We start from the raw sequence: 24,230 nt of genomic DNA on the forward strand, positions 1-24,230 counted from the left end.
GCGTTGCTGATTTCGTTATCACCGGGCCGGAGGGTCAGCGGCGGCCGAGCCGCGCCACGAGGCTGGAGGTATCCCAGCGCCCGCCGCCCATCGCCTGCACATCGGCGTAGAACTGGTCGACCAGCGCGGAAACGGGCAGCGCCGCACCGTTGCGGCGGGCTTCGGCCAACACGATGCCCAGGTCCTTGCGCATCCAGTCCACCGCGAAGCCGAAGTCGAACTCGCCCCTGTTCATGGTGGCGGCACGGTTCTCCATCTGCCACGAGCCGGCGGCGCCCTTGGAGATCACGTCGATGACCGCATCGACATCGAGACCCGCCGACTGCGCGAAATGCACGCCTTCGGCCAATCCCTGTACCAGGCCCGCGATGCAAATCTGGTTCACCATCTTGGTCAACTGGCCGGACCCGACCGGGCCCATCAGCCGCACTGCGCGGGCAAAGGCGGAAATCACCGGCTCGGCCTTGGCGAAGGTTTCGGCCTCGCCGCCGCACATCACGGTCAGCACGCCATTGCGCGCGCCGGCCTCGCCGCCCGAGACGGGTGCATCGATGAAGCCGACGCCACGCGCCGCGCAGGCCTCGGCCAGTTCGCGCGCCACGTCGGCGGAGGCCGTGGTGTTGTCGACAAGGATCGCGCCGGCTTGCATGGCGGCGATGGCGCCATCGGCACCCAGCATCACCTCGCGCAGGTCATCGTCATTGCCGAGGCAGGCAAAGACGAAATCCTGCCCCCGCGCAGCCTCGGCGGGGGTTGCAGCGCTGCGGCCACCGGTCTCGGCAACCCAGGCTTCCGCCTTGGCCGCCGTGCGGTTGTAGACGGTGAGGTCGTGGCCGCCCTTGTCCTTGAGGTGCCGCGCCATGTGCCGGCCCATCACGCCAAGTCCGAGAAATGCCACCTTCATCGTCGCCTGCTCCGTCTGTGTGCCTGCCCCGGTGATGGCATGGCAGAACGCCGCCTGTCAGCCCCCGAAGGTGACGGTGATCGGCGAAAATCCGGCGCAGCTGGCCGTGGCCTTGCCCGACGGGACGGGGATCGGCCCGATGCGGGCGCCGGTGATGACTACGTCGCCCTTGCGGATCGGGCGACCGCGACGGGCGGCTTCCTCGGCCATCCAGCGCAGCGCCTTGAGCAGCGCGTCCCGATCAAAACGGGTATGGACGACAACCGGATCGGCGCCGCTTTCGAAGCTGAGCTCGATCGTCTTGTCCCCGGTCTCGGGCATGTCGCGCGCGACCCCAAGGATGATGCCGGCGCTCGACTGGAAATCGGCAAAGCGCGAGGCATCCGGCCAGCTCTTGGGATTGCTCAGCCGCGAGGCCACGAGTTCATAGACGAGCGCCACCTCGACCACCGTAGCGGGGTCGAGCGGATCGCCCTGCGGGAGAAGAGCGAATTCCACCTCGAGCCCGCCGATCGGCGGGGCCGGCAGGGAGACGCCGTCGCCGTAGATCCAGGCGGTCGGAATGGGCGCGCAGGCCGGCACCTTGCCCTCGACCCAGGGTCCAACCTTCCAGGCGCGGCTCTCGCCCAGTTCGGCCAGCACAGCCTCCTGCACGTCATAGGCCTGAGCCATGTCGGCAGGCTGCTCGCTGACGCTGGCGGGATCGACGGGTGTTCCGCTCCTGTGCGCGGCGAGAAGGGCTTGGGCGAGGCTTTGGGTGGTCATCGGGGCACCAGCTGGAACTCATGTCGGCCGGAGACCAATCGCTCCGGCATCGCGGCGGCACTATCTGCGAGTCGGAAGTTGGGCGGAAGGCTTACTTGCCCTTCGGTCCCCGGTGGCAGCAGCACCGACCACGACACCGTGCCCTCCGCACCACACTGCCAGCGGCTTTCGACCAAGCCGCGCGTCGAGCGATAGCGCGCCTCGCACTGCCCGATGCGCGGCTCGAACCAGGGCGAAAGCGCGATGACCCGATAGCCGGGGGCCGCCTCCGTTGCGTCGATGCCGGCAAGGCGCGACCAGAGCCACTCCCCGACCGATCCATAGGCGTAGTGGTTGAAGGAGTTCATGTTGGCGCTCTGGAAGCCGCGCTCAGGCGTCCAGCCATCCCATCGCTCCCAGATGGTGGTAGCGCCGTGGCCGATCGAAAAGCCCCAGCTGGGATAGCTGTCCTTGAGGACGAGGTCGATGGCGAGGTCGTCACGCCCGATGCCACTGAGCACGGGACAGAGATGGCGAACGCCGAGGAACCCGGTCTGCAAATGCCCATCAGCGGCAGTGATGAGCGCGACAAGCCGGTCCGCCGCGCGGTCGCGATCGGGGCCCGAAAGAAGACCGAAATCGAGCGCCAGCAGGTAGGCCGTCTGCGTGTCGCCCAGAAGCCGGCCGTCGGAGCCAAGAAATTCACGGCGAAAGGCGTCGCCGATGGCATTCGCCAGTTGCCGATAGCGCGCCGCATCGGACATGCGGCCGAGCACGTTCGCGAGCTTTTCCATGAGATGGGCGATACGATACCAATAAGCGGTCGCCACGAGGGTTCGATCCGAAGCGGGCCCGACGCTCAGCCAGTCGCCATAATTGTTGTAGACGGCGTTGCGGCGCAGAAAATCGGGGTTGGGTGCGCCGATATGGGCCATCCAGCGTTCGAAGGCGGGGTAATAGGCTTCGACGAGCTCGCGATCGGCATGGCGCAGCCAATGCTCCCAGGCAAGGATGATGGGCGCATCGCCCCAGCCGGGCGCCCCGGGCTGAGGGGTCAGCCGATAGGGGTTGAGCGGCTTGGTGGGCGCCACGTCGGGAAAGGCGCCCTCCGGGCTCTGGCCATCTGCGATGTCGAGCATCCATTTGGCGAGGAAGGCCGAGCAATCGGCGAAATAACCCGCTGTCTTCCAGAACACCTGCGCGTCGGCGGTCCAGCCATAGCGCTCGTCGCGCTGCGGGCAATCGGTGGGCACGGCGATGAAATTGTCGCGCTGGCTCCAGTTTATATTGCTGACCAACCTGTCGAGCATCTCGTGCCCGAAACTCAGCGTGCCCGTCTGCGGCGTGGCGGTGCTGATGGCGATGCCCGAAAGCCGGACGTCCTCAGGGCTCAAACCATCGGGCAGGGTCAGCTCGACATAGCGGAAGCCATGGAAGGTGAAGCGCGGACAAAAGCGCTCCTCGCCCTGCCCCGCCGCAATGAAGATGTCGGTCGCCACCGCGTGGCGCAGATTGGCGACATAGAGTTCGCCCGCGCCATCGAGGATTTCGCCATGGCGCAGGACAAATCGCGCCCCGGCTGGTGCAAAGACGGTCAACGCGCAATAACCGGCGATATTCTGCCCCAGATCGAAGAGCGCAGCGCCCGAGGCCGAATAACGCAGGAACCGCGCCTCGAGGCGGGCAATCTCGCGCACGGGCTGGGCTCGGGCGGCTTCGAGCAGCGGTGGGCGCGGATCCGGCACGAAGCATTCGACCGGCTGCCAGCCCTCGAGACGGCCGGGCCGTTCGCTCCAGCCCTCCAGCGCCAGACGGGCATCATACATCTCGCCCATGAGGAAATCCGAATAGCAGATCGGCCCCTGCCGGGTCTGCCACTGGTCGTCGCTGGCGATGATCTCGACCCGGCCATCGGCATGGTGCAGATGCAGCGCACAGATGAGCGCCGGCCGTCCGCCATAGTGATTGCCGGCCCGCCGCTGATTGTGCCCGACGCGGCCCGAATACCAGCCCTCGCCGAGTATGGCACCGATGACGTTCTCGCCCGCTACGACATGGTCGGTGACGTCGTGGACCTGATACTCCACACGCGTGTGATAATCGGTCCAGCCGGGCGCGAGCACATCCTCCCCCACCCGCTGCCCGTTGAGCCAGGGCTCGTAAAGCCCGAGTGCGCTGATATAGAGCAGCGCCCGCACCGGCCGATCGGCAACCGCGAAGCTGCGCCTCACATAGTCGGCGGGCCGTGCCTGCCAGCGATTGTCGTAGATTGTGTCGGCGGGCACTTCACGACCGGCCGGCAGCACGAAATAGCGCGCGATCCACTGGCCGGCCCAGTCCTCCTGCCGGAGGCCGGTGAAGATCGGTGCCGGGGGCCGCGCGTCCGAAAGCGCGCCCGTCTCGTCCCAGACCGACAGCTGCCAGGTGAGCACCGCATCGCGCGGCAAGGGCGGCCCGGCATAGGGCACGTGCTGGCTTTGCGGCGAAGCCACCCTGCCGCTGTCCCAGAGGAGGGTTTCGCCGCCGAGGGTCACCTCGAACACGCGGATGCGCCAGGCCGTCTGGTGCGCACCCATACGCTCGGATGCGAGCGCCCAGCTGAACCGCGGCGTTGCGGTGTTGAGACCCCTGGGCTCGGCGAGATGTTCGACGCGCAGGTCGAGGGCCGAGAGCCCGCTCATAGTTCCATCGCCCGTTCGCGGGCGTTCATGATGTGGCGATCCATGGCATCCATGGCGGCATGAGGATCGCGCGAACGGATCGCGGCGATCACAGCGAGGTGGTCATTGAAGGCGGAGGGCAGCACGTTGGCCGACAGCGTGATGCGGTCGAGCTTGATGAGCCGGATGCGGATGGCATTGACCGCATGGGCCTGGATGAGGAGATCGTTCTGGGTGGCGACGATGAGCAGGGTGTGGAACCCGTCATCGACCCGCTGGCCGCGCTCGAAGACTTCGGCCGGAGCGCCCGCGGTCACCTCGGCCATGATGGCGCGATGCAGTGCCTCCTGCTGGGCGAGCGTACCGTCATCGAGCTTGCGCACCGCATGCAGCACCGCCTCGCGCTCGAGAGCCATGCGCATCTGGAAGGCCTGCCGGATCATCGGCAGATCGATCTGGGTGATCTGGATGCCGCGCTGCGGCATCACGTTGAGCAGCCCCTCGAATTGCAGCCGCGGCAGCAATTCGCGCAGCGCCCCGATCGAAAGGCCGAGGAGGGCCACGAGTTCGCGCTGCGACACGAACTGGCCCGGCCGCAGGCGCCCATCGAACAGCGCCTCGCGGAAGCGTTCATAGGCCGCCTGCTTGACCGACCGCAGTTCTGCCGGTTCGACGGCAGGGGTCTGTGGTTCGGCAATCGACATCAGGCGTCCTCCAGCGCAGCCGCCCCTCAGGCGGCGCGTTCAAACCCGCTTTCGGCGAAACGTGCGATCAGCCCAGCGCGCTCTGCGGCCTCGAGCGCGCGCAAGGGCGGCAGAGCCCGGGCATAGTTTTCATCGCCCAGATAATGCGCCAGAGCGGCCTTGAGAGCCACCAGCGATCCGTTGCTGTCCACCGCCTCGATGCGCAGAGCCTGCTTGTCGAGCAGGTCGGTGCGGCCGGGGGCGTCGTAAAGGCTGCGCAGGTCGCGGGCAAAGACGTTGGGCATGCCCCCGATCATCCCGGCCCCGCCATTGGCCAGAAGCGTCGGCAGAACGCGATCATCGCCGGTGAACACCGACAGCTCGGGGAAGCTGCGCGCCAGCATCACGCCGTTCTCGATATCCCCGGTGCTGTCCTTGATCCCGACGATGCGGCTGCCATGGCGCGAGAGGATCGCCCGGACGAGCTCGGGGGTGAAGCGCACGCGGCTGAGCTTGGGGATGTTGTAAAGCAGCAGGTCGATGCGCGTGGTACCCTCGGTGCGCGCCACGAGTGCGTCGAACCAGTCGGCAATGCCGGCTTCGGAGGTGCCATAATAGAAGGGCGGCAGCACGAGCGCTGCGCGGCAGCCGAGGGCGGCGATGCCGGTGACCATTTCGGCGGCGTCATCGAGCGTCGGGGTCATCACGCCGGGGATCTGCCGCGACATGTCGGCGCCTGCCGCCTTGAGTGCGCCGAGCGCGGCGAGCTTTTCGCGCGTCGAAAAGGACGCGCCCTCCCCGGTGGTGCCGAACGTCGAGACGAAGCTGCACCCATCGTTCAGGAGCCGGGCGGCATGGGCCGCAAGGCGCGGCACGTCGACGCCGAGTTCGGGGGTCACGGGGGTGATGGAGGCGGCGATGACGCCCCTCAGGTCGGCTGCGGCCACGGCGGGTCTCCTCATTGGCAACTGATACAATCAGTCAGCACATCAGTCGTTAGATCACTGTTTACACCAGCCGGAGTTTATTGCAAGGTGCGCCCGGTTAGAGGCGCCCGGGAGGCATGGCGCCGCGCTCATCGCCCCTTTGGAGGAGGGATCATGACCCATCTCAGAACGCTCGCTTTGTCCGCCGTCTCGGTTATCGCACTGGCTGGCGCTGCCCTGGCGCAGGACAAGATCGAACTCAAATACACCGTGCCCAGCGTCCCCACCGACCTGCACACCCAGGCGATGAAGGTCTTTGCCGAAAAGCTCGAGGAACTGGCGCCGAGCCGCTTCGACATCCAGCTGTTCGATTCGGGTTCGCTCTTCGGCCAGGGCGCCGATCTCGACGCGCTACAGCGCGGCAATGCGGAAATGACCTACGTGTCGTTCCAGCTCATCGCCGACGCCATTCCCGAATACGGCCTGCTGACCGCCGGCTACCTGTTCCAGAGCCCGGCCCATTACCGCGCCTTCATGGCCAGCGACATCGGCACGGAATTCCGGCAGCGCGTCTCCGACGAGATGGGCATCCAGCTGCTCGACACCTGCTATCTGGGCACCCGCCAGCTCAACCTGCGCCAGGAGCGGGATGTGAAGACCCCGGCCGATCTGGCCGGCGTCAAGCTGCGCATGCCCTCTTCCGATGCCTGGCTCTTCCTGGGCCAGGCGCTCGGCGCCAATCCCACGCCGCTTCCGTTCGGCGAAGTCTATCTCGGCCTTCAGGCCGGCACGATCGACGCGCAGGACAATCCCCTGCCCACCGTCGAGGCGGCCAAGTTCTATGAAGTCACCGAGCAGATCGTGCTCACCAGCCACCTGGTCGACGGCATCAACGTCGCGGTCAACAACCAGACCTGGGAAAAGCTGAGCGACGCCGAAAAGTCGGCAATGACCGAGGCGGCGGTTGCGTCCTGCGACTGGAATAACGAGAAGCGCAGCGAGAACGAAGAGCGTCTCGTGGGCTTTTTCGAAGAGCAGGGCCTGACGATCACCACGCCGGACGTCGCCGCGTTCCGCGAGCACGTGCAGAACTTCTATCTGCAGTCCGATCGCGCCGCCGCCTGGCCGGAAGGCTGGATCGAGCAGATCAACGCGCTGGCGGCCCAGTAATGTCGCAAGCCCAGCAGATGGCTCGGCCGCTGCCGGGCTGGCTCCTCACGCTCAAGAAGGGCGCCGATCTCGTCGGCGTCCTGCTGTTCACCGCCGCGTTTCTGGGCTTCATCGCCCAGATCTTTTTCCGCTACGTCGTCAACCGCCCCATTCTGTGGACGGAGGAGGCGACGATGATCGCCTTCATCTGGACGGTGTTCTGGGCTGCCGCCTTCATGGTCAATATCCGCGAGCACGTCGCATTCGACGTGGTCTATGAAGCGGTTTCGCCACGGATCAAGCGCATCATGGCGATCTTTTCCATGCTCGTGCTCATCGGCTGCTTCCTGCTGCTCATCCCCGCGACGGTGGATTACCTCGAGTTCCTGCTGCGCAAGCGCAGCCCGGTTCTGCGGATACCGATGACCTGGATTTACGGCTGCTACCTGCTGTTCGTGGTCAACTTCACCATTCAGGCCGCGCTGCGGCTCTGGCGCCTGTTCACGCCCGGCTGGCAGACCCAGGTCTAGCGCCAAGCGAGGTTCACAATGCTGGCCGAATACGCCCTCCCCATCATGCTCGTCGTTCTGGTGGCCACCACGGTGGCCGGCCTGCCGATGGGCATCGCCATGATCGCCTCGAGCGTGCTCTATCTCTTCATCTCGGGCCGCGACATCGGGCTGGGCGCCGAGATGGTGCTCAACGGCATCTTCGGTAATTTCGCCGCCGTGGCCGTGCCGCTCTTCATCTTTGCCGCCAACATCATGGATGCGGGCAAGATTTCAGACCGGCTGCTGCACTTCTGCCTCGCGCTTGTCGGGCGCAGCCCAGGCGGCATGGCGCAGGTGAACATCCTCACCAGCCTCATCTTTTCGGGCATGAGCGGTTCGGCCATTTCTGACGCGGCCGGGGTGGGCAAGGTCGTCAACGACATGATGATGCGCGAGAACCGCTATCCGCCCGGCTATGCCGGCGCGCTGACGGCGGCAACCGCCGTGGTGGGGCCAATCTTCCCGCCCTCGATCCCGATGGTCTATTACGCGCTGGTCTCGTCCGCCTCGATCGGAGCGCTGTTCCTCGGCGGCGTCGTCCCGGCCCTGCTCATCGTCGCCTTCCAGATGGTGGCGGCCTACTTCACGGCCAAGCGGCGCGGCTTTCCGGTTGAAGACGCCATTCCCTTCCGCCAGTTCCCGATGATCTTCCTCCGGGCCTTCCCGGCGCTGATGATGCCGGTGATCCTTCTGGGCGGCATCTATACCGGCGTCTTCACCCCGACCGAGGCCGCGGCCGTCTCGGCCTTCTACGCCCTGCTTCTGGCGCTCTTTGCCTATCGCACACTCGGGCCCCGGAGCTTTTTCGCCGTGGTCTATGCGACGGTCAAGACCACGGCGGTGGTCTCCATCGTGCTCTGCGGCGCCTTCGTCTTCAACTATGTCATCGCCGTCGAGCGCATTCCGCAGATGGTCTACGAGTTTTTCGCCTATTATCAGATGGAAGCGTGGCTGTTCCTGCTGCTGCTGAACATCCTCTTCCTGATCCTGGGCTGCTTTCTCGATGTTTCGACCATCCAGCTCGTCATCGTGCCGCTCTTCATCCCGACCGCGCTGGCGCTTGGCATCGACCTCGTGCATCTGGGCGTCGTGCTGGTGCTCAACATGATGATCGGCCTCATCACCCCGCCGATGGGCATGCTGCTCTTCGTGATCAAGGCAGTGAACGGCATTCCGATCAGAGACATGATCAACGAGCTCTGGCCGCACCTGCTGCTTCTCGTGGCCGTGCTCTTTCTCATAACCTACATCCCCGACATCGTGCTCTGGCTGCCGCGACAGGCCGGCGCGATGCAATGAGAAAAGGGGCCGGAATGATCCGGCCCCTTCGCTTTTCGCAGCACCCTCGGGCTCAGTAGACGATCTTTTGCCCGATCACCGGGATCTCGCGGGGCGCGAGCCCCAGCGTCAGCAGGCGATAGCCGGTCTCGGTCACCACCAGCAGGTCCTCGGTGTGATAGGCGACGCGGTTCTCGTCGAAGGTCGAGGGCTCGATGTTGAACACCATGCCGGGCTTGAGCACGGTCTTCTCGCCGGCGCGCAGCATGGGCGCTTCGTGCAGTTCGAGCCCGAAGCTGTGGCCCACATGCGGCATGTAGAATTGCAGCCCGTGCTTTTTGAACTGGTCGCGGCAGAAAAAGAATACGTCCTCGGCGAGGATACCCGGGCGGATGATGTCGATCGTCGCCGTCTCGATATCGATGAGGGTCGAATAGGTCTGCTTCTGGAGGTCGGTCGGGCTGCCGGCCGAATAGGTGCGGGCAAAATCCGATGACCAGGCACCATATTGCCCGCCCACATCGAAGCGGATGATGTCGCCTTCCGACACATGCGCCCAATCGAAGGCCGGCGCGTGGAAGAGATGGGTGTATTTGCCGCTGCCAAAGCACATGAAGGCCGTGCCGTCGGCACCGTTCGCGATCATGTTTGCGGCGATGCGGTCCGATATGACCTTCTCGGTCTCCCCCACCCGCGCCGCTTCCATGGCATCGAGCACCGCCTTGTGCGTGCCCTTGGCCGCCTTTTCGAGAATGGCGACCTCGGCATCCGACTTGTGGGCCCGGAACGCGCCGAGGGCCGCCGTCGTATCTACGAACTGGGCCTGCGGCAGGGCGTTGCGCAGGAGCATGAAGGCGGCCGCCGGCAGATAGTGCAGGTCGAGCCCGATGCGGCCCTTGCCCAACCCTTCGGCCCGCAGCTCCTCGGCGAAGCGCTCGACCGGCTGGTCGGTGAACTCCACATAGGTGCGGATATCAGAGATCGGCGTCTCGGAGGAGAGCAGGTTCTTTTCGAGGTTCACCACCACGAGGAACTGCTTGCCTGAGGCGGTCGTGACCGCAAAGCCATGCCGGGTGGGAATGGTGCGGGCGGTGGGCACATGCGCGCCGGTGACATAGCCGAAATTTTCGGGCGACGTCGCGGCGATCGCCTCGAGGCCGAGCTCGCCGATGAGGCTCTGGACGTTTGCACCGGCGGCGGGGTTGAGGCCGTGGCTCATGGGATTTCCTTTATGCTCAGCGGCCGGCATAGCCGACGGGGACTTCGAGATTCTTGCGCACGATATTGCCCAGGATCTGCACGATGGAGATCGAGGTCTCGCCATCGAGCCCGTCGACGAGGAAGTCGGCGGTGAACGCCGAGGCCTCGAGCACGCCGGCCTCGAAACAGCGCCGCAAAATGCGCTCTTCCATCTCGGGCGGATGCATCAGCTCGGGGCGCTTGAGGAGGAAAGCGAGGCACGCCTCGATGCCATAGGCACCCCAGTTCGAGGTCATGGCCGGCAGCACGAGATCGGCGGAAACCGTGGTGGCCAGTTTCTCGCCATGCGGCATGGTTGCGACCACGGTATCATAGATGGTGCCGAAGCCCAGTTCGTTGCCATGGTCGCCGATACCGATGGTGAGCGCCCCGGCCGCCTTGGCCGCCGGCATGACACCTGAAATATCGACCAGCCCCTCATTGATGGCATTGGGCCCCGACAGCGGCAGGCCCTTGGCGGCATAGATGGCGCCATCCTTGCCCGGCGACAGCCGCTCGCAACCGATGACGGCCGCCGGCTTCATCTCATCGACGATGCTCGCGATCCATCCGGGCACCGCGTACTGACTATCGGGCGCGATGGCGAAGGCGGCGCCCATTTTTTGGTCGCGCGCATGGACGAACTTGCGCAGGCCCAGCCCAGCAGCGGTCGCGGCCGCCGACATGACGTCGACATGGTTGGCTTCCATCACGAAGACCGGCACGGCGCCGAGCCCCTTCTGAAGCACCCGCGCCAGCGCGGCGGCGCCCGGAGGGCCATCGCTCTCGCCTTTTTCCATCGTCGGCACATAGCCGGCGCCCGTGACGATGAAGACCGTGTCGCCCGGCCTGATCCTGGCTTTCAGCGCCTCGGCGATGAGTGCCGTGAGCGGCCGACCGCCATGCAGGGTGCGTGCGGCTTTATAGAGCGGCGCGAGAATGCCATGCGGGCCGCCCCGGTTCTTGACCTCTATGGTGATCAGCTGGTCGACGGCTTCGCCGATATAGTCGGGCATGAGACTTCCTTGAAAATTCAGCGCCGGGCGATGGCGCGGCGCTCGAGCCGGGAGGCAAGGCGCACCGCCGGCCAGAGCAGGATGAGATAGATCACCGCCGCGGCGATCAGCGGCGTGGCGTTGTAAGTGTTGCCCTGGGCGATACGCGCGCTGCGCAAAAGCTCTGGCATCGCCACCACGGACGCCAGCGACGTCGCCTTGACAAGCTCGATGATGTTGCCGGTGAGCGGGGCCAGCACGTTGCGGATCGCCTGGGGCAGGACGACATGGATCATCGCCTGCAACGGGGTAAGCCCGCTCGCAACCGCAGCCTCATACTGCCCGCGCGGGATGGACGCGATGCCGGCCCGGAAGATCTCGCCGAAATAGGCGGCCCCGTTGAGCGTCGCGGCAAGCACGAAGGACACGAATTCCGAAAAGCGGATGCCCAGGAACGGCAGGCCGAAGAAGATGAAGATGATGAGCACGAGCGGCGGAAAGGCGCGGAAGAGGTCGATATAGACCACCAGCAGCGCATTGAGCCATTTCTGCCGGAGATCGAACAGCATGGCGATAACGAGGCCGGCGATCATCGCGAGCGGAACGATTGAGATACTGAGCCAGAGCGTCAGTATCAATCCGTTCTGGAGATAAGGAAGCGCCTGCCGCAGCACCGAGAGATTGAAATAGGACGAGATGATCTGGTCCATGGCTCAGCGGCCCTTGCCATAGTGATGTTCGAGATACCGGCTGAGAAACACCAGCGGCAGGAACATCAGGATGTAGAGGATGGCCGCAAGCGTCAGCGGCGTCGGATTGGCCAGCTGCGCCTGCTGGGTCGAGGCCTGGTTGAGGATCTCGGGCACCGAGACCGCCGAGGCGATGGCGGTATATTTGGTGATCGCGATGGTGCGGTTGGTCAGCGGCGGAATGACCATGCGGATCGCCTGCCCCAGAACCACATGGCGCAGCGTCTGGGTGAAGGTGAGGCCGGTCGAGCGCGCCGCCTCCCACTGCCCCGGATTGACCGCCGTGATGCCAGCCCAGAAGATCTCGAGCGAAAACGCCGCGAGGACGAGGCTCAGCGTGATCACGACGCTGGTGATCGACGAAAAGGTGATGCCCACCGATGGCAGCGCGAAATAGACCAGCATCAGGATCACGAGAGCCGGGATCGCGCGGAAGATGTCGGCAAAGGCGATGATGAAGATGTTGAGGATGCGGATCTGGAAGGCCCGCACCACCGCCAGCCCCAGCCCCAGCGTCAGCCCGCAGGCGATCACCATCAGCGCGATGCCGATGGTGAGCCAGAGCCCGTTGAGCAGGAACGGCAGGCTCTGCCGCATCACGTCGAGGTTGAAGAAGTAGCGGTAGATATTGTCCATGGCCGCTAATGCCCGAGCCCCTTGGAGAGGAAGTCGCGCAACCTCTCCGACTTGGGCGCCGAAAAGATCTGGGCGGGCGGCCCCTGCTCGACGATCTGGCCGTGATCCATGAAGATCACATGGTCGGCCACGTCGCGGGCAAAGCCCATTTCGTGGGTGACCACCACCATGGTGTAGCCCAGCGCCTTGAGATCGCGGATGACCGCCAGCACGCCGGAGACCAGTTCCGGATCGAGCGCGGAGGTGGGCTCGTCGAACAGCACGACCTTGGGCTCCATGGCGAGCGCCCGGGCAATGCCGACGCGCTGCTGCTGGCCGCCCGAGAGCTGGGCCGGAAAGGCGGTGAACTTTTCAGCAAGACCCACGCGCGACAGCGTCTTTTCGGCCGTTGCGTAGGCCGTGGCCTTGCTCTGCCTCAGCACCTTGCGCAGCGCCAGGGCGACATTGTCGCGTGCGTTGAGGTGCGGGTAGAGGTTGAACTGCTGGAACACCATGCCGATGTTGCGGCGCAATTCGTTGAGCCTGGCGTTGCGCGCCGTGATCTCGTCGCGGCCCAGGAAGATGCGGCCGCTATTGGGTTCCTCGAGCCGGTTGATGCAGCGCAGCATGGTCGACTTGCCCGAGCCCGAAGGCCCGATGACCGCAACCACCTGATGCTCGGCGACGGTGAGCGAGACGCCCTTGAGCACCTCGAGCTCGCCATAGGATTTGCGGATATCCTCGATGCGCAGCAGCGGCTGGCCCGAGGTCTCCCCGGCAGTGCCGGGGAGAGAAGTCGCGCTGGCGCTCATCACTTGCAGGCAGGCGCGTGGTAGGCGGCGGCGTCATAGCCTTCGAAACCGACCGGCCCGATACCGACGAACACCTGGTTCATCACGGTATCGACGCCCGGCGGCACGCCGAACCACTTCTGGTGGATTTCGGCGAACTTGCCGGTGAGCTTCATGCACTCGATGGCGCTCTCGACCGTGCCGAGGAATTCGGCATCGTCCTTGCGCAGGGCCAGACCGACCTGGGTCTGGGTGTTCATCACATAGGCCACCTTGATCTGGTCACCGGCCGAGGCGACGGTGTAGCGGCCGCGATAGACGTCGGTGAGGGCGGCATAGGCGCGGTTGGTAATCACCGCCTGCACGGCATCGGTGTCCTTGTCGTAGCGCTGAACCGACCAGCCGTATTTTTCAGCGTTCTCGGTCAGGTACTTGTCGGCGGTGCTGCCGCTGTTGGTGGCCACTTCCTTGCCGCGCAGAGTCTCGAGATCGGTGAAATCGGCCTCGCTGCCCTTGGTGATGAAGGCTTGGCCGTTGGAGACGAAGGCTTCGGTGAAGGCCATCTCCTTGGCGCGCTCGGCGGTGATGGCGATGGGCGAACCGATCAGCTCATAGCGATTGGCAAAGAGGCCGGCAAAGATCGCCGAGAAATTGGTGTCGATCACCTCAATGCCCGGACGGCCAAGCTGGCGGGCGATCTCGTTCATCACGTCGACCTGGAAGCCCTCGGTCTTGCCGTCGGGCGACTGCATGGCCCAGGGCGCATAGCCCACATCCATGGCCACGACGAGCGGACCGGAGGCGTTGTGGCTGCCATCCTGGGCCGAGGCGGCCAGCGAGCCACCTGCGATCAACGCTGCCGAAGCCAGCGCCAGCCCCAGCCGGCGGAAGGATTTGGAAGTCCCGAACATGATTTGAAGTCCCCTGTGAGAACCCGCCGCGGAGCGGGCATGCCGATGAAATCTGCTGGCGGTGCGGGGCGAGAGTGCTGCCGCATCTCCACTGGCGCCGAGGGCGTCGATGGCAGCTATGCTAACGTATCCTGTTCGTATACGTCTAGTACACGTGCTGGAAATTTGCAGTCGAAGAGGCTGAAACGGAGTGGCGGCCGGCAGGACCCGAACCCCGCCGGGGAGGACGGGCAGCCTGCGAGACGCCCTCGCCGAGCAAGCGGCGGGCGGGTCTCGGGGCCAAAGAGGGGATGTTGCCGATCTCGATTGGCTGATAAGCCGGCACGAAGCGCGCCGTGTGGCGCGTGCACATAACAGGGCTCACGCCTGACCCATCGCGCTGAGGAAGGACTGGAAATGGATCTTGGCATCGCTGGCAAGCATGCATTGGTGACGGCATCGAGCCGCGGGCTTGGGCTTGGCATTGCGCGCGCGATCGCGGCAGAAGGCGCCGAGGTGCTGCTCACCGGCCGCGACGCCGAAAAGCTCAAGGCCGAGGCCGCGACCCTTTCCAGCGAGACCGGCCGCACAGTGCCGTTCTTTGCCGCCGATCTCGCTTCTGCCGAAGGCCGGGCAGCGCTCGGCGCCGAGGCTGAACGGCTCTGGGGCGGGGTGGATATCCTCGTCAACAATACCGGCGGCCCGCCGAATATGCCGACGCTCTCCATTCCCTCCGACCAGTGGCTCTCGCATATCCAGTCGATGGTGCTGCCGGTAACCGAGCTTACGGCGCGCTTCGTGTCCGGCATGAAGGAGCGGGGCTGGGGCCGGATCCTGACCGTGGGTTCTTCCGGCGTCGTGCAGCCGATCCCGGGACTGGGCCTGTCGAACGCGCTGCGGGCCGCGATCCAGGGCTGGTCGAAGACGCTGTCGGCCGAGCTCGCGCCCGCCGGAATCACCGTCAACATGATCCTGCCGGGCCGTATCCACACCGAGCGCGTCGATCAGTTGGATGCGCTGGCCGCCGGCCGCACGGGCAAGACCGCCGAGGAAGTCGCCAAGGCCTCGCGGGCAACCATCGCCGCCGGCCGATACGGAAAAGTCGAGGAATTTGCGTCGGTTGCGGCGTTTCTCGTCAGCGCGCCGGCGAGCTATGTGACCGGGTCTTCGGTGCGTGTCGATGGCGGCATCATGAGGTCTGTGTAATGAGCGCCCGCCCCGATCTCGTCATCTGCGGAGATATCGTCACGCCCTCGGGCATTCTCGAGGGCGGCTGGCTGGCGATCACCGGCGGCACCATCACCGCCCTCGGCACCGGTGCGCCGCCGGAGGCCGGGCGGACGGAGCGTTACGGCAACGCGCTGGTGTTGCCCGGGGCGATCGATGGGCAGGTGCATGCGTGCAGTGCCGGGGGGCTGGCGGGGCTGAAGCCGACGACGCGGTCGGCGGCGGCGGGGGGCATCACGACCATCGTGGACATGCCCTATGACGACCCGGAGCCGTTGCAGACGCTGGCGGCGCTGAGCCGAAAAGTCGAGGCAATTGAAGAGCTTGCGAGTGTCGACGTGGCGCTTTACGCCACCGTTCCGCGCAAAAGCTGCGATGCGGTGCTCGATCTGGTGGCGGCTGGGTGCTGCGCGGTGAAGATCTCGCATTTCGAGAGCCACCCGACGCGGTTTCCCCGCATACCGATGGACGAAACCCTTGATCTGCTTGAGGTTTTGGCGCCGACAGATATTCCCGTCGGGCTCCATAACGAGGATCAGGAGATCGTGCTGGCCCGCATCGCGCGGTTCAAGGCCGAGGGGCGAATCGGGGCAGAGTACCACTCCCCGAGCCGCCCGGAAGCTGCCGAACTGGTTGATACAGCTGCGTTTTTGGAGCTTGGCGCAGTCACCGGCGCGCATGTGCACATCGTGCATATCTCGACGCCGAGGGGGTACGACCTCGTCCGCCACTATGCCGAAAGCGGGCATCGGGCGACCGGGGAAATGTGTGCCCACTACCTTCATTTCGATGCGGAAATCGACATTCCGCGGCTGGGCAATCTGCTCAAGGTGAACCCGCCGATTCGCGCCGGGGTGAAAGAACAGCTGTGGGATCGCTATCGGCGCGGCGACTTCGCCTTCATCTCGTCTGACCACGGCAGCTGGCCGCTGGAGCGCAAGCTGACGGCATCGGTGTTCGATGCCGGGGCGGGCATTACAGGCTTGGAAACATTGGTACTTTCGTACTTCACCGATCTCAGCGAACGCTTCGATGATCCGGCGCAGAGGCTGGCGCGCGACCTTTCGGAGAACCCGGCGAAGTTCTTCGGGCTCTATCCCCGCAAAGGCGTGTTGCAGCCGGGTTCGGATGCAGATGTCACCATCCTGACACGCAGCACCGTGCAATTCGATGCTTCACGCACGCAGGACGGCCTGAATTGGAGCCCTTACGATAAAGAAATGTTCGCCGCCTCGATCGCGGCGACCTATGTGCGCGGCAAGCAGGTTTTCGATGGCAAAAACGTGGCGGAGGTGGCCGGACACGGCCGTTTCGTCCGCCGCCATTGACGCTGTCTGACGACTGACGGGGCGCGCCGACGACGCGCCCCCTCCACCCTGCCCCGCCGGACGAGCGGGCTACAGGGCGAGGGCTTCGAGAATGCCCTTTTTCACATTATCGATATGGCTGCGCATGGCCTCGGCGGCGCGCGGCGCGTCGCCGGCCAATAGCGCATCGATGAGCTCAAGATGCTCGTCGCGCCCGGGGAAGAAGCGGCCCGGCACCTTCTTGAGATTGAAGAGCCGCGTCATGCGGCGCAGGTCGACGATGAGCTGCACCAGATGATCATTGCCGCTGCCGCGCGCGATGGTGAGGTGTATATCCTCATCGAGCTGCCAGTGATCGGCCGGGGTGATGGCCTTGGGGTCGGTGAGGGCAGCAACGCGGGTGCGCAGCGCCAGCAGCGCGTCGGGCTCCAGATTGCCGGCAGCGAGGGTTGCCGCCTCGGTCTCGAGCAGGCGCCGCAGGTGCAGCACCTCGAGATAGTCCTTGATGGTGACGCTGCGCACGGTGAGCACCCGCCCGTCGCGCTGCAACAGCCCCTCGCCCTCGAGCCGGCCCAACGCCTCGCGCACCGGGGTGCGGGAGAGGTTGAGCGTTGCGGCGAGCTTTGCCTCCTGCAGCACCTGCCCGCCCAGGAAGCGATGGGTGACGATGCCCGACAGGATCGCCTCATAGGCGACATCGACCATGGTGAGCGAGGGCCGCTCTTCAGGGAACAGAGGGTCCTGGCGTGCGGGTTCCTCGATCATGGTCAATGACACTTCCCCAAGTGGCAGCGCTGCACCGACACACAGTACTTCACATCACCACATCGCTTTAGCCATCGGGCTATCCAGACGCCCGTGCGCCCTTCGTATTCTTATCGTATACGCCTTGTGCCCCGAATGGAATAGGTTGGAGTTTGATAAGGGTGCGACTCGAAGCCAACTTCTGAGCCGTCGGTCATGCGGCATAAAGCGGCAGATCGGCCGCCGTCGCCATCCAGTTTTGCGCGGCGAGACTGCACCCTGGTAAAACCGCTGAGCCATCGTCCAAGACTGCATTTCGGCACCCAAGGACGCTGCATTCAATCCAAATTACTCGAGCATCATCGGTACGTCTTTATAACCGACTCGCCGATTGTAACGAATATTCTGACGCATTGACCCGACACAACTTTTTGCCACTCATGCTCGATCAGCGACAGTGATGCATCAATTCGCGCCACTGCCATTGGCTTTGGGCATTCAAAGCGCAGCAGGCCAAGCTTTTTGAAGCGAGCCGGAGTGATGCCATGCCCTTTCGCCAAACTCTTCATGTCGTGGTCGGCAGCAACGAGGATAGCGTCACTCGACTCCGCCGCAACGCATACAACGGGGTCGGCGCTTCCCTTGGCAAGCCCGCTTTCATTGAAGAGAATCACCTCGTGCCCTGCGTCTCTCAAGACGAAGCCGACGGATACTGGAACCCCCTCATCCAGCAAAAACTTCATGCAGCGCTGCGCTCGCCCCCAAATGCCAAAGCGGCCTCAACGTCATCTTCGTTCAGCGACGGATATTCTAGAAGAATCTGCGGCACCGTATAACCAGCATCTGCAAACTCCTTGATCGTGGCAACCGGAATTCGGGTACCGGCAATCACAGCCTGACTGTGGACGACCCCGCGCTGCCGGACGATTTGCCCGATCTCATCGCTATTGCGCTTGTTGAACTCCTGAATACGCTCGCGCATACCACCCACCACGACCCTCAGCGGTATGCGGAAGACTTCCTGCCCCGATCCAGCCTCGTGACGCGAGTCATCGTCACGCGCGATAACAACGCGCTTGCCAAGCAGATATAGTGTGCTCTTGACCCACATGTCCTCGCCAAGATGAGCAAGATCGTTTTTCACCTTTTTCAAGTGATCCATGCTCACTTGGGTCTCATTGCGAAGCTGGTTCAGCACCTTGAGGGACAGGAGGTCGCGAAAGGAGTAAAAGCGGGTATAGGCGCTTCTGGCTTCCCCGGCGATTATGCTGGGAGAAAAGAAGCCGTTGCGATGCCAGGCGGAAAGTTGGCGGCGACTGACGCCCGTGAGGCGTGCCGCCTGCACGGTGGTGAACGCGCCAACAATGTTACTCGATTCAGCTGGCAATCCAACCTCCAGAAATTACTCTAATTCTTAGATCATGCCGCGCAAGAGGCCATCTCGACGTGATGCAAAGAACCTGGCATCACGCAGAGCATTGCAAGACGGTTATTTTGGGCCGTTTGGCATGCTGAGATCACGCGCGCGATACGATGTCTGCCGTCTATTAACGCTGATTAAGGCATCTGGCTTTGGTGCCTACGCGTCAACTCCTCACACCACCAGCCCCGGATACCCCTCCCGCGCCCGCGACAGAACCGCGAGGGTAAAGGAGAGGTGCTCGTGCATGGCGCTGCCGGCCGCGTCGGCATTGCCTGAGGCAATGGCCTCTGCAACGCGGGCGTGAAGCGCGATGACCTTAGGCATGCCCACATTGGGCAGGTTGAGGCGGCGCAGGCGATCGAGATTGCCGCTGTTGCGGCGGATGATGGGCCAGAGGGCCAGTAGCCCGGCCTCGACGAAAATGACGTGGTGGAAGGCCCTGTCGGCCAAAAGGAACGCGGTGAGATCGTCGGCGCGCGCGGTTTCGGCCAGCGCGGCATTGGCGCGGGTGAGCGCCTCGGCCGCAGCGGGCCGCTCGCGCGCTAGAAGCCTTACTGCATCGACCTCTATGGCGCGGCGCATGAAATGGGCCTGCCGGGCCTGCTCGACATCGATGAGGGAGACCAGTGTCTTGTATTGCGGGTAGATGGTGACGAGCCCCTCCTCCTCGAGCTTGAGCAGGGCATCGCGCAGAGGCGTCTGGCTCAGGCCGAACTGCTTTTGCAGCTGCGGCCGCGACAGGGTGGTGCCGGGCCCAAGATCGAGCGAAAGAATGCGCTCGCGCAGATGTTCGAGCAGCTGCGGCGCAATCTGGCGGGTGCGATCGAAGGCGAGGCGGCCGGTTTCGGCACGGTCTGTCATAAGGGGCGCGCCTCCGCTGCCGGGGTCAGAAAATCTCCGGCTCGGGCACCTTGCCGCCAAAGCCGGTTTCGAGGAAATCGAAATCGCAGCCCTTGTCGGCCTGGGTGACGTGGGTGATGTAGAGCTTGCCATAGCCGCGCTCGTAACGCGGGGGCGGCGCCACCCATCGGGCACGGCGGGCGGCGAGCTCGGCTTCATCGACCAGCATGTCGAGCCGGCGATTGGGCACATCGACGGCGATGATATCGCCGGTGCGCACCAGCGCCAGCGGCCCGCCCACATGCGCCTCGGGTGCCAAATGCAGCACGCAGGCGCCGTAGCTGGTGCCGCTCATGCGCGCATCGGAAAGCCGCAGCATATCGCGCACGCCCTGGCGCAACAGCTTGCGCGGAATGGGCAGCATGCCCCATTCGGGCATGCCCGGCCCGCCCTGCGGCCCGGCATTGCGCAGGATGAGCACGGTATCGGCGGTGACATCGAGATCGTCGCGATCGATGACCGCCTTCATCTCGGGATAGGAATCGAACACCAGCGCCGGGCCCCGATGGACCAGAAGCCTCGGCAGGCAGGCGGAGGGCTTGATGACCGCGCCATCAGGCGCGATGTTGCCACGCAGCACCGCCAGCGAGCCTTCGTGATAGATGGGATTGTCGATGGGGCGGATGACATCGGTGTTGTGGATTTCGGCGCCCTCGAGCGTCTCGCCCAGGGTGCGGCCCGATACGGTCATGGCGTTGAGGGCCAGCCGATCGGTGAGCTGGGCCATGAGCGCGCACAGGCCGCCGGCAAAGTAGAAATCCTCCATGAGGTACGTCTTGCCCGACGGCCTGATATTGGCGAGCACAGGCGTGGTGCGGCTGGCGCGATCGAAATCATCGAGGCAAAGCGGAATGCCGGCGCGACGCGCCATGGCGAGCAGATGCACCACCGCATTGGTGGAACAGCCCGTGGCCATGGCCACGACCAGCGCATTATCGATAGCGGCGCGGGTGACGATGCGATCGGGCGTGAGCCCCTCGCGCACCATCTCGACGGCGCGCCGCCCGGTCTGGGTCGACATGCGGATATGGGCGGCGTCGGCGGCGGGGATGGAGGTGGCGCCGGGCAGCGTCAGCCCCATCGCCTCGGCGATCGCCGTCATGGTGGAGGCGGTGCCAAAGGTCATGCAATGGCCGTAGGAGCGGGCGATGCCGCCCTCGACATCCTTCCACTCGGCCTCACCGATGGTGCCGGCGCGCCGCTCATCCCAGTATTTCCACGCATCGGACCCCGAGCCCAGCGCCTGGCCCTTGTAATTGCCGCGCAGCATGGGCCCGGCGGGCAGGAAGATCATCGGGTAGCCGGCGCTGATGGCGCCCAGGATGAGGGCCGGCGTGGTCTTGTCGCAGCCCCCCATCAACACCGCCCCATCGACGGGGTGGGCGCGCAGCATCTCCTCGGTCTCCATCGCCAGCATGTTGCGATAGAGCATGGAGGTGGGCTTGAGCTGACTTTCGGACAGCGCGAGGCCCGGCAGCTCGATGGGAAAGCCGCCCGCCTGCAGCACGCCGCGCTTCACGTCCTCGACGCGCTGCTTGAAATGGGAATGGCACGGATTGGTATCGGACCAGGTGTTGACGATGGCGATCACCGGCTTGCCGAGGAAATCGGCCTCGTCATAGCCCATCTGCAACATGCGCGAGCGATGCCCCATTGAGCGCAGATCATCGGGCACGAACCACCTGTCGCTGCGCAGACCGGCGCCGTGATCGTCACTGCCCATGGGCGTTTCTCCCGCGACTGCTGGTGTGGACGCATGGTGGTAGCGGGGTTTTGGGAGCTGTGCAACACTAATGCATCAGTGGGTTGCGCCCAGTGGTACTTCCGGACTTAGCGGAACTTTTCGTTCGTAGCTGGTACCTTTCTGAACGGAGATCCTCGCTTTCGCCTGGACGAAAGGGGGAGGTCACGCTTTGGGGACAAAGCGGCGCCGATCACACTTCCCTTGAGCCTTTGGTACGCCACCCGCACGCGCAACGCCCCGATGTCATTCCCGCGCAAGCGGGAATGACGCCGTGTTGAGGCGGCTCGACACCATCGGCCGCTTGCCCCCTCAAACCCCCAGATAGCGGTCCTGCAATTGGGGAGAGAGCTCGCCGGCCTTGCCGGTCCAGACGCTCGTGCCTTTTTCGAGGATGGTGCAGCGGTCGGCTACGGGGAGGAGTTCGGACAGGGATTTGTCGACCACGATGATGGCCTGGCCGCCGGATTTGAGAGCGCGGAGCGCGGCCCAGATGTCCTGCCGGATGATGGGGGCGAGGCCTTCGGTGGCTTCGTCGAGGACGAGGAGCTGGGGGTTGGTCATCAGCGCGCGGCCGATGGCGAGCATCTGCTGTTCGCCGCCCGAGAGCGTGCGGGCCAGCTGGCGGCGGCGTTCGGCGAGGCGGGGGAAAAGTTCGGCGACGCTGGCCTGCGTCCACCGGCCCGGCCGTGCGGCGACGACGAGATTTTCTTCCACCGTGAGATTGGGAAAACAGCGCCGCCCCTCTGGCACGAGCCCGAGCCCCAGTTGCGCAATGCGGTGCGGGGCAAGGCGCGCGATCTCGCGCCCGGCAAAGCTGACGCGGCCGCCCGAGGCCGGGGTAAGCCCGAAGAGCGCGCGGATGGTGGTGGTCTTGCCCATGCCGTTGCGCCCCAGAAGCGCCAGCATCTCGCCTTCGGCGACGGCAAGATCGACCCCGAACAGCGCCTGCACGGGCCCGTAGGATGCGGTGAGGCCGGAGATTTCGAGCAGCATCAGGCGGCATCCCCCAGATAGGCGCGGCGCACTTCGGGATCGCGGCGGATCTCCTCGACGCTGCCGGTGGCGATGATGCGGCCATAGACAAGAACCGAAATGCGGTCGGCCAGCGCAAAGACCGCATCCATATCGTGTTCGACGAGAAGGATGGGAAGCGCGTGGCCGAGCTGGGCCAACAGCGCCGTCATCGCCTTGGAGCCTTCGGGCCCCATGCCGGCCATCGGCTCATCGAGCAGCAGGAGGCGCGGGGAGAGCGCCAGCGCCATGGCGAGCTCGAGCTGCCGACGCTCGCCATGCGACAGTTCGGCGGCAATGACATGGGCGCGGGCCGCTAGCCCGACCCGATCGAGCAGCGACAGAGCCGGATCGCGCAGCGAGGCATCGGCCATGACGGGCAGGAAGAAGCGGAAACTCGAGCCCTGCCGCGCCTGCACCGCCAGCATGACATTGCGCAGCGCCGAGAATTCGGGAAAGAGCGAGGAAATCTGGTAGGTGCGCCCGAGCCCCAGCCGCGCCCGCGCGCTGACCCCGAGGCGGGTGACGTCCATGCCGCCCAGATGCACCGAGCCGGCATCGGGCGACAGCGCGCCGCTGATGAGGTTGATGAGGGTGGACTTGCCGGCGCCATTGGGGCCGATGAGCGCGTGGATCTCGCCGGGGCGCAGATCGAGCGTCACCTCATCGGTGGCCTTGAGGGCGCCGAAGCTGCGCGAGAGGCCAGTGACCGACAGCACGGGATCAGCCATGGCGCGGCTTTCCGGCCAGAAGCCCGATGAGCCCGCCGCGGGCAAAGAGCACGACGCCTAAAAGCATCAGACCCAAGAACAGCTGCCAGCGCTCGGTAATGCCGCCCAGCCAGTATTCGAGCAGCACATAGAGCCCTGCCCCGACCACCGGGCCGAAGCGGCGCCCGACCCCGCCCAGAACGATGAGCACGATCAATTCGCCCGACATGTGCCAGGAGAGCATGGCCGGGCTGACGAAGCGGTTGAGATCGGCATAAAGCGCGCCGGCAACCCCGGTGATCATGGCCCAAATCACGAAGGCGACGAGGCGGATGCGATAGGGCGAAATGCCGGTGGCGGCGACACGCACCTCGTTCTGCCGGGCGCCCTGCAAGGCCGCCCCGAAGCGGGACTTGCGCAGGACCTGGAAGAGGATGAGCCCGAGCGCCAGGAGCGCGTAGCAGATGAGGAGGAACGGCAGGGGCTTGAGCGTATCGACGCCCGGAAAGCCGTTGCGGACGTAAAAAGAGAGCCCATCCTCCCCGCCATAGGCGGGCCAGGAGATGGCGAAATAATAGATCATCTGCGCGAAGGCGAGCGTGATCATGATGAAGTAGACGCCCGATGTGCGCAGCGTCAAAGCGCCGATGCCGAGCGCCACGAGGCCCGAAACGAGGATGGCGACGATCCAGATGAACGGCATCAGCTTGGTGCCGGGAAGGCCGAGCAGCATCGGGGTGCCGTTGAAGGCGTGGATGGCGAGCACCCCGGCGACATAGCCCCCGACCCCGAAAAAGGCGGCATGCCCGAACGAGACGAGCCCGCCCAGCCCCAGCGCGATATTGAGCCCCACGGCGGCGAGCCCGAGAATGGCGACGCGGGTGGCCAGCGTCAGGTAAAACGGTTCGTTGAGCAGCTGCGCGGCAATTGGCACGGCGGCGAGCAGCAGGACGAGGGTGATTTCGACGAGGCGTTCGCGGGTGATCATGG

The 24,230-nt window shown here is 65.0% G+C and carries 24 protein-coding genes; 5 read left to right on the forward strand and 19 right to left on the reverse strand.

Annotated elements, in window-relative coordinates; translation table 11 throughout:
- Positions 1 to 34 precede the first annotated feature (34 nt).
- From BT183_RS08945 to BT183_RS08965, 5 genes are read right to left on the reverse strand one after another with little or no spacing between them, the layout of a single operon-like run.
- Positions 35 to 940, reverse strand: a complete 906-nt coding sequence (locus BT183_RS08945; protein ID WP_342078588.1) for an NAD(P)-dependent oxidoreductase — start codon at positions 938 to 940, stop codon at positions 35 to 37.
- A gap of 21 nt (positions 941 to 961) precedes the next feature.
- Entirely contained in the window at positions 962 to 1,669 is a 708-nt protein-coding gene (locus BT183_RS08950; RefSeq protein ID WP_072341158.1) for a hypothetical protein, read from the reverse strand.
- Entirely contained in the window at positions 1,666 to 4,329 is a 2,664-nt protein-coding gene (locus BT183_RS08955) for an alpha-L-rhamnosidase (protein ID WP_072341161.1), read from the reverse strand. The genes BT183_RS08950 and BT183_RS08955 overlap by 4 nt, the downstream gene beginning before the upstream one ends.
- Positions 4,326 to 5,012: a GntR family transcriptional regulator gene (locus BT183_RS08960; protein ID WP_072341164.1), complete on the reverse strand. Its 687-nt coding sequence runs from the start codon at positions 5,010 to 5,012 to the stop codon at positions 4,326 to 4,328. The genes BT183_RS08955 and BT183_RS08960 overlap by 4 nt, the downstream gene beginning before the upstream one ends.
- Positions 5,013 to 5,038: 26 nt before the next feature.
- A complete protein-coding gene (locus tag BT183_RS08965; protein WP_072341166.1) occupies positions 5,039 to 5,938 on the reverse strand; it encodes a dihydrodipicolinate synthase family protein in 900 nt (299 codons plus the stop codon).
- Between the two features lie 153 nt (positions 5,939 to 6,091).
- Between BT183_RS08965 and BT183_RS08970 the strand changes: the two genes are divergently transcribed.
- The 3 genes from BT183_RS08970 to BT183_RS08980 are packed head-to-tail and all read left to right on the forward strand — an operon-like array spanning position 6,092 to position 8,916.
- The gene (locus BT183_RS08970) at positions 6,092 to 7,087 is read left to right on the forward strand and encodes a sialic acid TRAP transporter substrate-binding protein SiaP (RefSeq protein WP_072341169.1); all 996 of its coding nucleotides are present in this window, start codon (positions 6,092 to 6,094) and stop codon (positions 7,085 to 7,087) included.
- Positions 7,087 to 7,596 (forward strand): TRAP transporter small permease, encoded by a 510-nt coding sequence (locus BT183_RS08975; protein ID WP_084603361.1) that lies wholly within the window; start codon positions 7,087 to 7,089, stop codon positions 7,594 to 7,596. The genes BT183_RS08970 and BT183_RS08975 overlap by 1 nt, the downstream gene beginning before the upstream one ends.
- An 18-nt stretch (positions 7,597 to 7,614) precedes the next feature.
- A complete protein-coding gene (locus tag BT183_RS08980) occupies positions 7,615 to 8,916 on the forward strand; it encodes a TRAP transporter large permease (RefSeq protein WP_072341172.1) in 1,302 nt (433 codons plus the stop codon).
- 52 nt (positions 8,917 to 8,968) lie between these two features.
- Here BT183_RS08980 and BT183_RS08985 read toward each other — a convergent pair whose 3' ends face one another.
- From BT183_RS08985 to BT183_RS09010, 6 genes are read right to left on the reverse strand one after another with little or no spacing between them, the layout of a single operon-like run.
- On the reverse strand, positions 8,969 to 10,114 hold the full coding sequence (locus tag BT183_RS08985) for a M24 family metallopeptidase (protein WP_177282455.1): 1,146 nt from the start codon (positions 10,112 to 10,114) through the stop codon (positions 8,969 to 8,971).
- A 16-nt stretch (positions 10,115 to 10,130) separates the two neighbouring features.
- Positions 10,131 to 11,150: a glutamate cyclase domain-containing protein gene (locus BT183_RS08990; RefSeq protein WP_072341176.1), complete on the reverse strand. Its 1,020-nt coding sequence runs from the start codon at positions 11,148 to 11,150 to the stop codon at positions 10,131 to 10,133.
- Positions 11,151 to 11,167: 17 nt separating this feature from the next.
- Positions 11,168 to 11,839, reverse strand: coding sequence for an amino acid ABC transporter permease (locus BT183_RS08995; protein ID WP_072341179.1), 672 nt, complete (start codon positions 11,837 to 11,839; stop codon positions 11,168 to 11,170).
- Between the two features lie 3 nt (positions 11,840 to 11,842).
- A complete protein-coding gene (locus BT183_RS09000; RefSeq protein WP_072341182.1) occupies positions 11,843 to 12,514 on the reverse strand; it encodes an amino acid ABC transporter permease in 672 nt (223 codons plus the stop codon).
- Between the two features lie 5 nt (positions 12,515 to 12,519).
- Entirely contained in the window at positions 12,520 to 13,305 is a 786-nt protein-coding gene (locus tag BT183_RS09005; RefSeq protein WP_072341185.1) for an amino acid ABC transporter ATP-binding protein, read from the reverse strand.
- Entirely contained in the window at positions 13,305 to 14,195 is an 891-nt protein-coding gene (locus BT183_RS09010) for a substrate-binding periplasmic protein (protein WP_072341188.1), read from the reverse strand. The genes BT183_RS09005 and BT183_RS09010 overlap by 1 nt, the downstream gene beginning before the upstream one ends.
- Before the next feature lie 396 nt (positions 14,196 to 14,591).
- On the opposite strand from BT183_RS09010, the gene BT183_RS09015 reads away from it, so the two are divergent.
- A complete protein-coding gene (locus tag BT183_RS09015) occupies positions 14,592 to 15,380 on the forward strand; it encodes an SDR family oxidoreductase (protein ID WP_072341192.1) in 789 nt (262 codons plus the stop codon).
- The gene (locus BT183_RS09020) at positions 15,380 to 16,729 is read left to right on the forward strand and encodes a dihydroorotase (protein ID WP_072341194.1); all 1,350 of its coding nucleotides are present in this window, start codon (positions 15,380 to 15,382) and stop codon (positions 16,727 to 16,729) included. Before BT183_RS09015 ends, BT183_RS09020 begins: the two co-directional genes overlap by 1 nt.
- Positions 16,730 to 16,798: 69 nt before the next feature.
- Here the strand turns inward: BT183_RS09020 and BT183_RS09025 are convergent, their stop codons facing one another.
- From BT183_RS09025 to BT183_RS09060, 8 genes are all read right to left on the reverse strand, one after another.
- Complete coding sequence (locus BT183_RS09025) at positions 16,799 to 17,473, reverse strand: GntR family transcriptional regulator (RefSeq protein ID WP_072341197.1); 675 nt, start codon at positions 17,471 to 17,473, stop codon at positions 16,799 to 16,801.
- A 338-nt stretch (positions 17,474 to 17,811) separates the two neighbouring features.
- Positions 17,812 to 18,195: a DUF5615 family PIN-like protein gene (locus BT183_RS09030; protein ID WP_072341200.1), complete on the reverse strand. Its 384-nt coding sequence runs from the start codon at positions 18,193 to 18,195 to the stop codon at positions 17,812 to 17,814.
- Positions 18,192 to 18,839 (reverse strand): DUF433 domain-containing protein, encoded by a 648-nt coding sequence (locus BT183_RS09035; protein WP_072341203.1) that lies wholly within the window; start codon positions 18,837 to 18,839, stop codon positions 18,192 to 18,194. Before BT183_RS09035 ends, BT183_RS09030 begins: the two co-directional genes overlap by 4 nt.
- A 207-nt stretch (positions 18,840 to 19,046) precedes the next feature.
- A complete protein-coding gene (locus tag BT183_RS09040) occupies positions 19,047 to 19,736 on the reverse strand; it encodes a GntR family transcriptional regulator (protein ID WP_072341205.1) in 690 nt (229 codons plus the stop codon).
- 25 nt (positions 19,737 to 19,761) lie between these two features.
- Positions 19,762 to 21,498, reverse strand: coding sequence for an L-arabinonate dehydratase (gene araD, locus BT183_RS09045; RefSeq protein WP_072341207.1), 1,737 nt, complete (start codon positions 21,496 to 21,498; stop codon positions 19,762 to 19,764).
- Positions 21,499 to 21,828: 330 nt separating this feature from the next.
- The gene (locus BT183_RS09050) at positions 21,829 to 22,515 is read right to left on the reverse strand and encodes an ABC transporter ATP-binding protein (RefSeq protein WP_177282471.1); all 687 of its coding nucleotides are present in this window, start codon (positions 22,513 to 22,515) and stop codon (positions 21,829 to 21,831) included.
- Positions 22,512 to 23,261 carry an ABC transporter ATP-binding protein gene (locus BT183_RS09055; RefSeq protein ID WP_072341839.1) on the reverse strand — a complete coding sequence of 250 codons (750 nt, stop codon included), beginning with the start codon at positions 23,259 to 23,261 and terminating at the stop codon, positions 22,512 to 22,514. The genes BT183_RS09050 and BT183_RS09055 overlap by 4 nt, the downstream gene beginning before the upstream one ends.
- Positions 23,254 to 24,228, reverse strand: a complete 975-nt coding sequence (locus BT183_RS09060; protein ID WP_072341210.1) for a branched-chain amino acid ABC transporter permease — start codon at positions 24,226 to 24,228, stop codon at positions 23,254 to 23,256. The genes BT183_RS09055 and BT183_RS09060 overlap by 8 nt, the downstream gene beginning before the upstream one ends.
- Positions 24,229 to 24,230: the final 2 nt, after the last annotated feature.

Origin of the sequence: Devosia enhydra (assembly GCF_900119845.1) — a bacterium.
GTDB lineage: Bacteria > Pseudomonadota > Alphaproteobacteria > Rhizobiales > Devosiaceae > FPKU01.

Coding starts and splice junctions, on each gene's coding strand:
- BT183_RS09005 (WP_072341185.1), bottom strand. CDS start 13,305: ATGAGCGCCAGCGCGACTTCTCTCCCCGGCACTGCCGGGGAGACCTCG.
- BT183_RS09025 (WP_072341197.1), bottom strand. CDS start 17,473: ATGATCGAGGAACCCGCACGCCAGGACCCTCTGTTCCCTGAAGAGCGG.
- BT183_RS09020 (WP_072341194.1), top strand. CDS start 15,380: ATGAGCGCCCGCCCCGATCTCGTCATCTGCGGAGATATCGTCACGCCC.
- BT183_RS08960 (WP_072341164.1), bottom strand. CDS start 5,012: ATGTCGATTGCCGAACCACAGACCCCTGCCGTCGAACCGGCAGAACTG.
- BT183_RS08950 (WP_072341158.1), bottom strand. CDS start 1,669: ATGACCACCCAAAGCCTCGCCCAAGCCCTTCTCGCCGCGCACAGGAGC.
- BT183_RS08990 (WP_072341176.1), bottom strand. CDS start 11,150: ATGCCCGACTATATCGGCGAAGCCGTCGACCAGCTGATCACCATAGAG.
- BT183_RS09010 (WP_072341188.1), bottom strand. CDS start 14,195: ATGTTCGGGACTTCCAAATCCTTCCGCCGGCTGGGGCTGGCGCTGGCT.
- BT183_RS08980 (WP_072341172.1), top strand. CDS start 7,615: ATGCTGGCCGAATACGCCCTCCCCATCATGCTCGTCGTTCTGGTGGCC.
- BT183_RS09015 (WP_072341192.1), top strand. CDS start 14,592: ATGGATCTTGGCATCGCTGGCAAGCATGCATTGGTGACGGCATCGAGC.
- BT183_RS08985 (WP_177282455.1), bottom strand. CDS start 10,114: ATGAGCCACGGCCTCAACCCCGCCGCCGGTGCAAACGTCCAGAGCCTC.
- BT183_RS09040 (WP_072341205.1), bottom strand. CDS start 19,736: ATGACAGACCGTGCCGAAACCGGCCGCCTCGCCTTCGATCGCACCCGC.
- BT183_RS09060 (WP_072341210.1), bottom strand. CDS start 24,228: ATGATCACCCGCGAACGCCTCGTCGAAATCACCCTCGTCCTGCTGCTC.
- BT183_RS09055 (WP_072341839.1), bottom strand. CDS start 23,261: ATGGCTGATCCCGTGCTGTCGGTCACTGGCCTCTCGCGCAGCTTCGGC.
- BT183_RS08970 (WP_072341169.1), top strand. CDS start 6,092: ATGACCCATCTCAGAACGCTCGCTTTGTCCGCCGTCTCGGTTATCGCA.
- BT183_RS08995 (WP_072341179.1), bottom strand. CDS start 11,839: ATGGACCAGATCATCTCGTCCTATTTCAATCTCTCGGTGCTGCGGCAG.
- BT183_RS08955 (WP_072341161.1), bottom strand. CDS start 4,329: ATGAGCGGGCTCTCGGCCCTCGACCTGCGCGTCGAACATCTCGCCGAG.
- araD (WP_072341207.1), bottom strand. CDS start 21,498: ATGGGCAGTGACGATCACGGCGCCGGTCTGCGCAGCGACAGGTGGTTC.
- BT183_RS09000 (WP_072341182.1), bottom strand. CDS start 12,514: ATGGACAATATCTACCGCTACTTCTTCAACCTCGACGTGATGCGGCAG.
- BT183_RS08975 (WP_084603361.1), top strand. CDS start 7,087: ATGTCGCAAGCCCAGCAGATGGCTCGGCCGCTGCCGGGCTGGCTCCTC.
- BT183_RS09030 (WP_072341200.1), bottom strand. CDS start 18,195: ATGAAGTTTTTGCTGGATGAGGGGGTTCCAGTATCCGTCGGCTTCGTC.